The sequence below is a fragment of the Streptomyces sp. NPDC055140 genome, from assembly GCF_053607285.1.
The window spans coordinates 45,562-55,090 of record NZ_JBSGTG010000043.1 but is presented as its reverse complement, the minus strand read 5'-3'; the positions used below and the strand labels follow the sequence as shown (position 1 = coordinate 55,090).

Here is a 9,529-nt window from a genome sequence, read left to right as displayed (position 1 = left end):
CAGATCGGCGAATGCCTGGGACGTTCCCGCGGCGGCTTCACCACCAAAATCCACCTCGCTGCCGAGGGGCGATGCCGACCCCTCGCCCTCGTCCTGACACCCGGACACTACGGTGACGGCCCCCAGCTCGAGCACGTTCTGCAGCAGATCTCGGTGCCACGCACCGGAGTTGGTCGCCCCCGCACCCGTCCCGACCATGTCTTGGCAGACAAGGCCTACACCTCCCGGGGCAACCGCCGCTACCTGCGACGACGCGGAATCCGACACACCATCCCCGAACGTCTCGACCAGCAGCAACACCGCCGAAACCGCGGCTCCCGAGGCGGTCGGCCCACGGGCTTCGACGGCGAGCGCTACAAGAAACGCAACACCGTCGAACGCGCCATCAACCGGTTGAAGGGCTTCCGAGCCGTCGCCACCCGCTACGAGAAACGGGCCTACATCTACCTCGGCACCGTCACACTCGCAGCACTCCTGATCTGGCTCCGTACATGATCCGAGAAACAGTGCCTAGTAGTGAGGCACGCAGCGAGAGAGCTGGGGCTGAGCCCCTACGTCGAGGTCAAGGGCACCACCGGGGCCCCGGCCAGCGTGGAACTGACCATCAACGAAGTCCTCCATGCCCGGGCCAAAGACAACACCGTCGTCCTCTACGCCGTCAGCGACATCAAGGCCGACACGCACACCGCCCCGTACACCGCCAGCGGCGGCACACTGACCCACTAACGACGACGGTGACCACGTTGTCGGGATCCAGCTCGCGGACGCCCGGCGCGGAGCGGATTGCGGAATCTCTGCTGCCCAGTACCGACGTTTGTGGTTGCACCAGTCTAGGACGGCCAACCAGGGCAGACGCGGCGTTCGTGGGTTGGTTGCCGCCCCACGTCCTCACCAGGCTCGCGATGTCCTCGCTCATTCGGGGCGGGGGTAATCGGTTGCTCAGGCTGGATAGGGGTTGTAGCAGTCCAGGGCCGGGTGGTAGAGCACTTGCCAGGTGCGGTCCTCGATGATGCCGTCCGCCGGGAGACCGTGGCAGCCCTGGATCCACTCGATCTTCTTCAGCATGACCGAGTCAAAGACCCCGTCGAGGGTGAGCTTGGGCGGCTCGCCTCCCCACGCGTTGCTCAAGCACTGCGCCTGCTTTACCCCCACACCGGTGTCCCCGTACATAGCCGTGGGCCGAGACGCCGACGAGAGGTAGGAACACTGATGGGGGGCGGCTGTGGCGACAGGTGGCACTGCCAGGCCCAGTGCTGCGGCTGTACACAGCGCCGCACCCAAAGTGGCCAGTCTGTGCTGTCTCATGCCGCTCCTTCCGATCCGGCCGCTTGCTGGAGCGGCTCGGCGTCTGGGGGCGTTGGATAGGCCCCATTATCCCCACAGTCAACAACGCCTGCGAGTTGCGACCGTTACGGCCCTGGCAACGGCGTCATGAGGCGGCCAGACCGTCCGCTATCTCGCCTACGTGGTGCGCCAGCTGAGGTGTTCGACGAGCGTGGCCGTCAGGGGTGCAGATCAGGAAGATGCCAAGTCGAGCCGACCGAGCAGCCGCTAGCTACCGCTCCGCTGGCGCCCCGGGGGCCTGCCGCAGCGGCCGCTCGCTCCCGCAGGATGGATTCGGAACAGCCCGGCAAGCAAGACGATCACGATGCGGGCCGCCGACGAACTGCGCGTCCAGGAACTGCCAGCCCATATTGGCCCTGGCCCGGGGACGTAGCAGTGCTGCCCCGTGCTCCGGTGCGGATCGGAGCAATTCTGAGATGGCTTCACCCCCGGCGTAAACGCCGGAGCACCGGCCGAGATCAAAGGTAGACGACGAAATCGCCTGGTCGACATCTCGACGTAGGTACACACAAACACGAGGGAACCTTCGCCGGATCGTGCGCCTCCTGGCGGGGTGAACGCGACTTCTCGTATCTGGCGAAGGGATTCCCTCATGACCAACAGCGATCGCCCCATGCCCCCGCTGGAAGGGGCCGAGCACCGGTGGGTGACGGTCCGCGGGGCCCGGCTGCACATCGCCGAGTTCGGCAGCGGCGAGCCCGTCGTGCTGCTGCACGGTTTCCCGCAGCACTGGTACGCGTGGCGCGCGCTCGTCCCGCTGCTCGCCGACGGCCACCGGCTGATCTGCGTCGATCTGCGCGGCTTCGGCTGGTCGGAGCAGACCGAGCGCGGTTACGACACGGACGGGCTCAGTGACGACATACTCGCGATGCTGGACGCGCTCGGCCTCGACCGGGTGACCCTGGTCGGGCACAACTGGGGTGCCGGGGTGGGCTTCCGGCTCTGCCAGCGGGCCCCGGAGCGGTTCCGTGCCTTCCTCGCGCTGAACATGGCGCACCCGTGGACGCGCCACCGCGACGTCCTGCCGAATCTGTGGCGGATGTGGTTCACCGCCTTCATCGAGTACCCGGTGCTCGGACGGCTGGTCCTGCGGCACTGGCCGGCCTTCACCCGCTATCTGCTGCGACGCGCGGTCGCCGACCCGGCGGCGTGGCGGGACGCGGATCTCACGGAGTTCACCGAGGCGGCACAGGGCTCGGCCCATGCCTGGCAGGCGATGTTCTGGCAGTACGTCGTGCGGGACATCCCGGCGGGCTTCCGGGGCACCCACCGCCGACGGCGGCTGGCCGTCCCGACGCTGGTCCTGGGCGGCGAGCACGACCCGGTGATCCCGCCTGCCCTGCTGCGCGGCGGCGATCCCGACGCGGACGATCTGACCGTACGGGTGGTGCCGGGTGCGGGGCACCATCTGCACGAGGAGCGGCCGGAGTTGGTGGCCGAGGCCCTGCGGAAACTCATCGCCGAGGCCGGCTGAGGGCTCAACGCAGAGCGGCGCGGCGCTCCACCTCGCGGAAGAAGGCATGAGTGCGGCGCTCCCCGAGCAGGCGGCGGTACACGCGCTGCACGGGGCCAAGGGCGGCGGGGCGCGCCGCGCCGCAGACGGCGAGCCGCGTCCCGGTGCCGTCAGGCGTGGCGGCCATTCCCATCGTCACCAGCCGCGATTGCATCAGGCACCACCCGGGGCTCAGCCGCACATCGAACGGCCCGCGCAGGCCAAGCACATCAACGGCCTGCGCCGCTTTGCGCTCGCTGTCGCCGGGCGGGACTTTGAACTCCCGGACGAAGGAGATCAGATGGGGCAGCTCGCCCTCCAGGTCGGCGATGACCGCCCATACCTGGTCGAAGGGCAGAGCGATCCGTGCCTCGGCGTACAGGGGGGCGCGCAGTCCAGCGGCCAGTACGCGCAGCCGGGCGACCGTATCGGGTGCGTTCACCGTGTCCACGCCTTCCGGAAGGAGGAACGGGCCCTGTTCAGACGTGACTTCACGGTGCCCTCGGGTACGCCGAGCAGTTCGGCCATCGTCCGCTCGTCCAGGCCTTCCAGTTCCCGCAGTACCAGTACGGTGCGGTGCTGGACGGGCAGGCGGGCAAGCAAGTCCCGTACTTCTGTGGTCAGTTCATTGCCCACGCCAGGCAGCAGGTCCCGCAGCCGGGCAATCTCCTCGGGGTCGGCGGGCGTCTCGCCTGCGGTGCGCCGCGCCACCCGGACAGCCTCCCGCACGGTGACCGCACGCACCCACCCATAGAACGCCTGCGGATCCCGCAGCCCGCGCAGCCCCCGGAACACCGCGAGAAGGGATTCCTGCACGGCGTCCGCGGTGTCGGCCGGGGCAATCGGGGTGCACAGCCGGGTGACGTACGGCGTCACCAGCTTCAGCAGGTCGTCCATGGCGAGGGCATCGCCACACCGCGCGGCCCGTACGAGCGGCGCCGCCGCGTCCCAGGGCCGCACGTCGTCATCCATCGCCGCACACCGTATACGTAGCGCCTCGAACGGGTCGGCGCAGGCCGAGTTACTCGCTCGTTTACTGCCTGTCGGCTACAGGTCGAGGTACTCGCGGAGCTTGCCGCGGACGTGGGATCGCCTGTCGCCGTTGCGGAGGCCGGGGGTTCAGTGCTTCCGCACCATCTCAAGCTTGGCCTCGTTCATTTTCAGCGGGCACAGGCACCCAGCGCGGGGACGTTGGTCCTGCTCGGCTGGTCGGCGAAGTTCCACCTCGCAGCAGGCGACCAGACGCTTGGACGTGACGATCCTGCTCGCGAGAGTGACGTGTGGGAGGGTCCTCCAGGTGCCGGGTCGACACCTACCGAGCAAACGGGTGTGGGACCTTCCGGCCGCGGGACGCCAGCGGCCTCGGGGGATGCAGGCGCTCGGGCAACAGGTCGAGGTGGTGCCTGGCCTGCTCGGCGGCAGGACTGCGAGGGCAGTGCTCAAGTATCTGCTGCCAGATGTCCCGTGCGCGGTCGAGGTCTTCGTCTTTATGCCCTCGTCGGGACACCGACCGCGCCTCCAGGGCAAGTGCGAGGTGGGCCCATTCCTGCGCGTCGCCCACGGAATGTTCCACGGCCTTCTCCAGGAGAGGGACGGCCTCACGGACTCGGCCCTCACGGTAGGCGACCCACCCGCGGGCATCCTCGCACACCGCCAGTCCGCCAGGGTCCAGGTTGCCCGGTGCGCTCTTCAGAGCACTCTTCGCCATGCGATGCGCCTTCTTGAGCTGGATGCCCTGCTCGGCGTAGAACATCGCGAGGCGTGCCTTGAGGGTGACAAGCGCGGCGCGCAGCGCCTGCTCCTCGTCAGCGCCGCGAGACCTGTCCAGCCGAGCGGAGCAGGCCTCCTGAGCCGCGATCAGTTCCCGCTCCACCTCCAACGGTTGCTCACCCCGGGCCATCAGATGCGCGATTCGCTCATGGTGCTGCGCGGCGTCCGGCCGCTGGAGCGTGCCACCGATGGCGCGCAGGGCCACGATGGCCTCGCTTCCACGGCCCAGGAGATCCAGCACGGTAGCCAGCTCCTCGTGCATGCACGCCTCCAGGTCCTCGCTCAGCGAGGCCTCGCGCGTGGCTTTGATCAACTCCTCCCGGGCCCGGTCGAGCAGCCTGCCGCTGTCGCCGTCCGGCGACGCCGCAGCCTGTTTGCGGTAGGTACGCGCTAGCTCGAGCCGTGCGAGGTCTCGTTGTTCTCCGGCCGGCAGGAGCTCGATCAGCCGGAGCAGCGTCTCGTCCGCCAGGTCGTACTGGGCCCGCTGGTCCCGGTACAGAAGGGCCAGCGTGAAACGCGGATAGGCGTAGAGGGGCGCCAGTTTGAGGGCGTCACGACAGTCCCGCACCGCATCGCCGACGCTGCCCTGACTCGCGTACACCGCTGCCCGCCCCGCCGTCGCGCGCGCACGCGTGGGCAGGTCCGGTTGTTCTGCGGTCAGCTCTGTAAACCGCTCCCGGCCCCGCAGCCCGGTGCGGTACCGGGGACGAACGGTCTTCGGCGACCTCTCTATGGCCAGGCTGTAGTTGCTCATGGCTTGTTCATAGTTGTGCGAGGCATCGTCGTCGCACCCCGCGTTGGACTGGGAGTCCGCGAGGGCGGCGTGCGCGTCGGCGAGTTCCACGTACCACAGCGGGGGATTCTCCACCGCCCAGGGCAGCTCGCCTTCGACGGCCTTCGTAAGGTGACCGACTGCTGCCCTCCAGTGGGCGCGCTCTTCGTCGCAGGGCCGGATCATCGACGCCAAGGATGCGTACAGCAGCCCAATCTCCCGGGCGATGAAGGACACTTCGGGCCGGCTGTGCTCGCCACGCAGCTCTTCTACGGTGTCCAGTGCCCCACGGAGACGTTCCCTGTCGCCGGTCTGCTGCGCCTCGCGGGCATCGGCCCATGCTCGCGCCCAGCGCCGAGTGAAGCGGTTCTCCCAGCTGGTGGTGCCAGGAGGGCTCTTGGGTGATGACCACTGCTTGTCGACGATCCAGAGCACATCCTCCCTGCCCGGCTCCAGGGCCAGCGCCTTGCCGGCAAGCGACCGGGCGGCAGGCTTGTCGGGTGCCACCCACGCGAGCAGGAGCCAGGCCATGGCGTCGTCGGGGTTCTTGTGGGCATTCAGGATGAACAGATCCGAGGCCAGTTTCCTGGCCTCGCCCTTGGTCCCCATGGCGGTGAACTCACCAAGGTCCGCGGGCGTGACGTGATGGTTCTGGGGGTCCCGCTGAAGAGCCTCCAGATACGCGAGCCGCGCGCGGTCCGTACGGCCGGACTGCAAGAGTATGCGGCCTTGAAGCGCATGCAGCTCCGGCAATTCAGGGGCCCAGCGGATCGCCGCACGGATGCGCCTCTTGGCTCTTAAGACGCGGTACCACCGCACCGGGCTGCCCGCACTGCCCGCGAGCTGCAACCAGCACTCGGACTCCAGGCGGACAACCTGCGCGATCCGCCCGGTGAGTGGCCGTACCGCGGTCGTGTCCCCCTCCAGCACCAGCCTTCGGGCCCGCTCGTCGATCAATTCCCGTTCTGCCTGGCGGAAGCAACAGAACGCCTCGCGCACCATGTGGTCAGACCGCCCGAGCTTCGTGCGCGGCTGCTGGTGGTCACCCTGCTTCAGCAGCGCTTCCCCGAGCCAGTACGCGGCGAGAGCGCCCTCCATGGGATGGGTGGCGGAAGGCTGCTTGAGCGCGCTGCGGGCCGACTGGACCGCCTGCTCCAGGAGCTCGGCCCGCTTATCGGCGTTAACACCCGGATGGTCCGCCCGCTCAAGGAACGCCCTGGCCAACTGGACGCGGGCGGGAGTCAACGTCGGGTCGAGGGCGACTGCCTTCTGCCACATGAGCACCGGCCCGCTCCCCACTGCCTCCGACACCGCGAGACCGATCTCCGCCCGGACGCGCCGCTGTTCGCGGTAGACCAAACCAAGGTTGTGGTAGGCCGCCGCGTACGCCGGACTGTGGGCAAGGGCCGCGCGGAAGTGATCCTCCGCCTCGTCGAGGTACTGCAGTACGCCTTCCTGCTGGAAACTCTGGAAGCTTTCCAGGCCATCCACCAGCCGCTGGAAGCTGTCGACGTCGGCCCCCGACTCTGCTGCCCCGGACCGCTCGAGTTCGATGCGGTGCGCCAGCTCTCGGGCGAGGCACCCATCGGCTCTGCGGACGTCGCCGTCGATCCTCACCTGCGCCGACCAAGTAGGGCCGCCGCGCAGCCCGGACTGAGACGCGACGACCTGCTGCACCCCGTCCGCCTCCACCAGCGATCCTTGGAGCGTCGTGCCGAAGAGCCGCTCAAACCAGGTGAGCATGGTGCCGACCTGAAGCTTTAGCGGACCCAGAGTGACTGTGCCGACCTCGGTCGGCTTGATATCTGCCAGCAGTCCGGTGGCCGCCACACCGGTTTTGAACGGCACTCGGGCGGACGACCATCGAACCATTTCGCCTCGCTGCCCAGCCGGGTTGAGTACGTCAGCAGGCGTCATGAACGGTTCCTGGCGGACCAGTTCCGCGATCCGCCGGATCTCGCTGTCCAGGAGTTCGGCGAAGCCTGCGGCGACAGCGGCTGCCGGTCCGGTGCCGTTGTCGCCGGCCAGGTTCTTGAAAGGCAGGATCCGAACCGGCCGGGAGCGGCACAAGGCAGCCGCCAGCAGGATCAGGGTGAGAGCCAGAACGATCCACACGGCAGGAGTCATCTTCGGGAAAGGATCACCCGCTGCCGCCGTCAGCGCGGCGAGCACCACGAGCGCGGCAGCCGTCACGAGCAGGAATTTGTTGACACTGTGCAACGCCCGCCACCAGAGTAGGACGACCCGATGAAGTCGCCCTGAAAACGCGATGCGGAAAGACTCCCTGCCGAGATGCTTGAGTGAGGGCATGACCGCGCGCCCCTCTCCTGGCGCTTAATCTCCACCTACACCCCTCCTCGTTCCAGCGTGCGCCTGGAACCTCCGAGGTGCAATTCCCGCTGGGATGTCAGTTGCCCGTGCGGTTGCGTCCAGGGAGTGGTGTACGGGTTGAACCTGATCCGGGGGTTTGCTCCGGCATCGGAATGGTGCCCGCATAGATGAACGGCCACCGGCTGATCTTCGAAGTGCCGAAGCCTCGAAGGAGATCAGCACGATGACCGCACCTGACTTTGAGGATGTGATGGCGTCCTGGAAGGCTGCCTGACCCGGCACCTGACTGGCTCCACCGCTCCTGAGGATCAGCCGTGTGCTCAACTTCTGGAGTTGGTGGGTGCCGTCGAACCGTGGGACGACCTGGAGCACGCCCACCTGAAGACCGCCACCCAGTGGATCGCCGGCGGGCCCCGTCTACCGGCTGCGTAGGCCGGACGCTCCAGGCGATGCACCTGGTGAGCCACTTCGTTGTCCTCGACGACGCGCGCGGGCAGTTGCTGCTCGTTGCGCACCGTAAGGCGGGCTTGTGGCTGCCGGCCGGAGGACACGTCGAGCCGGGTGAGGACCCGTGGGCCACGGTGGTCCGCGAGTGCCGTGAGGAGCTGGGCATCGAGGCCGTGGCATCACCGATCGCCGGCGAACATCCCCTCTTCCTCACCGTCACCCGGACCCGGAGGCATGGCGTACACACCGACGTCTCACTCTGGTACCTCCTCAACGCCGACGCCGACGCCGACACCATCACCTCTAACGACCGGAGCGAGTTCGACACAATCCGGTGGCTGACTGATGAGTAGGTGCACGAGGAGTCTGACGAGCTCCTCGACCCCACATGCACCGCTTTACCGCAAGCTGCAGCAGGTCCGGACCACGAGGCGCGGGTAGCAAGCACGCCAAACTCTTCCTCGACTCCGAATAGGAGTCGGCGAGGCGTGGATCAGCCACGTGCGCTTTGCGGCAGGGTGGGTGCCAGTCAATCGACATGGTGACGGGGCGAGGGAATCCAGCGGCTACCTCATGGAGGACCACATGACTACTCCCGAACAGAACAAGGCACTGGTGCTGGAAGCATTCGACACGCTGTTCAACAAGCGTGACTACGTCGCCGCCGAAGATTTCTGGTCCGAGCACTACATCCAGCACAGCGCGCACATCGCACCCGGACGCGCGGGTCTGTTCGACCTGATCCGCTCGTTGCCGGACACACTGCGCTACGTGCACCAGCTCGTCCTCGCCGAAGGCGATCACGTCATGCTCTACGGCCGCTTCAGCGGCAATGGCAGCCCCGTCGCCTCGGTGGCGGCCGACGTGGTGCGCATCGAAAACGGCAAGCTCGCCGAACACTGGGACGTCCTACAGGATGAGGCGACCCAGGCCGAGTCCGTCAGCGGCCTGCCGATGTTCGGTGACCGGTTCCCGCCCGACCGCTGACCGGCTCCGTTGCATGATTTCCGCTCATGACGGCGACCGCCCGCGGCTCGTCGCGAGTCGACTCGCCCGGCTCAGGCAGCCCCTCTTTCCTCCGCAGGAACGACCCCCGGCCTCATGGCGGCGACCAGATCCGCGGCTCCGACGAGCCGCTGGACGGCAGCCCGTATGCCTTCCGGCGCGCGCCCTGCCGCAACTGTCAGGACATTTGATCGAGCGATTCCTGACGGTGTGTGGTGGCCCACGAATCGAGATGGATGGGTTCCCGGCCGAGCAGGTCCTGGACCGTGCTGGTGGTGACCGCGGAGTAGTCCATCCGGCCCTCGTAGGTCTGTAGCGCCCAAATCAGCGTGCTGGCGACGTACGTGGTGTCCATGCTGGGGGGCGTG

Annotated in this window: 10 protein-coding genes; 5 read left to right on the top strand and 5 right to left on the bottom strand. The window is 67.8% G+C overall.

Annotated features, from left to right (window positions below; translation table 11 throughout):
* The coding region (locus ACWFR4_RS43145; RefSeq protein ID WP_453656931.1) for an IS5 family transposase at positions 1-495 on the top strand (495 nt) is incomplete at its 5' end.
* A gap of 21 nt (positions 496-516) precedes the next feature.
* Positions 517-726, top strand: a complete 210-nt coding sequence (locus ACWFR4_RS43140) for a protein NO VEIN domain-containing protein (protein ID WP_453656930.1) — start codon at positions 517-519, stop codon at positions 724-726.
* Between the two features lie 213 nt (positions 727-939).
* Here the strand turns inward: ACWFR4_RS43140 and ACWFR4_RS43135 are convergent, their stop codons facing one another.
* Entirely contained in the window at positions 940-1,170 is a 231-nt protein-coding gene (locus tag ACWFR4_RS43135) for a peptidoglycan-binding domain-containing protein (RefSeq protein ID WP_453656929.1), read from the bottom strand.
* A gap of 766 nt (positions 1,171-1,936) precedes the next feature.
* Here ACWFR4_RS43135 and ACWFR4_RS43130 point away from each other — a divergent pair.
* Positions 1,937-2,818, top strand: a complete 882-nt coding sequence (locus ACWFR4_RS43130) for an alpha/beta fold hydrolase (RefSeq protein WP_453656928.1) — start codon at positions 1,937-1,939, stop codon at positions 2,816-2,818.
* A 4-nt stretch (positions 2,819-2,822) separates the two neighbouring features.
* On the opposite strand, the gene ACWFR4_RS43125 is transcribed toward ACWFR4_RS43130, so the two are convergent.
* The 3 genes from ACWFR4_RS43125 to ACWFR4_RS43115 form a co-directional block, all read right to left on the bottom strand.
* Entirely contained in the window at positions 2,823-3,278 is a 456-nt protein-coding gene (locus tag ACWFR4_RS43125; RefSeq protein ID WP_327579349.1) for a hypothetical protein, read from the bottom strand.
* Positions 3,275-3,808 carry an RNA polymerase sigma factor gene (locus ACWFR4_RS43120; RefSeq protein ID WP_382625025.1) on the bottom strand — a complete coding sequence of 178 codons (534 nt, stop codon included), beginning with the start codon at positions 3,806-3,808 and terminating at the stop codon, positions 3,275-3,277. The genes ACWFR4_RS43125 and ACWFR4_RS43120 overlap by 4 nt, the downstream gene beginning before the upstream one ends.
* 340 nt (positions 3,809-4,148) lie before the next feature.
* Entirely contained in the window at positions 4,149-7,688 is a 3,540-nt protein-coding gene (locus ACWFR4_RS43115; RefSeq protein WP_453656927.1) for a tetratricopeptide repeat protein, read from the bottom strand.
* A 470-nt stretch (positions 7,689-8,158) separates the two neighbouring features.
* Between ACWFR4_RS43115 and ACWFR4_RS43110 the strand changes: the two genes are divergently transcribed.
* Positions 8,159-8,509 (top strand): NUDIX domain-containing protein, encoded by a 351-nt coding sequence (locus ACWFR4_RS43110; protein ID WP_453656926.1) that lies wholly within the window; start codon positions 8,159-8,161, stop codon positions 8,507-8,509.
* Positions 8,510-8,741: 232 nt separating this feature from the next.
* Positions 8,742-9,143 (top strand): nuclear transport factor 2 family protein, encoded by a 402-nt coding sequence (locus tag ACWFR4_RS43105; protein WP_453656925.1) that lies wholly within the window; start codon positions 8,742-8,744, stop codon positions 9,141-9,143.
* Between the two features lie 196 nt (positions 9,144-9,339).
* On the opposite strand, the gene ACWFR4_RS43100 is transcribed toward ACWFR4_RS43105, so the two are convergent.
* Complete coding sequence (locus ACWFR4_RS43100) at positions 9,340-9,516, bottom strand: hypothetical protein (RefSeq protein ID WP_453656924.1); 177 nt, start codon at positions 9,514-9,516, stop codon at positions 9,340-9,342.
* Positions 9,517-9,529: the final 13 nt, after the last annotated feature.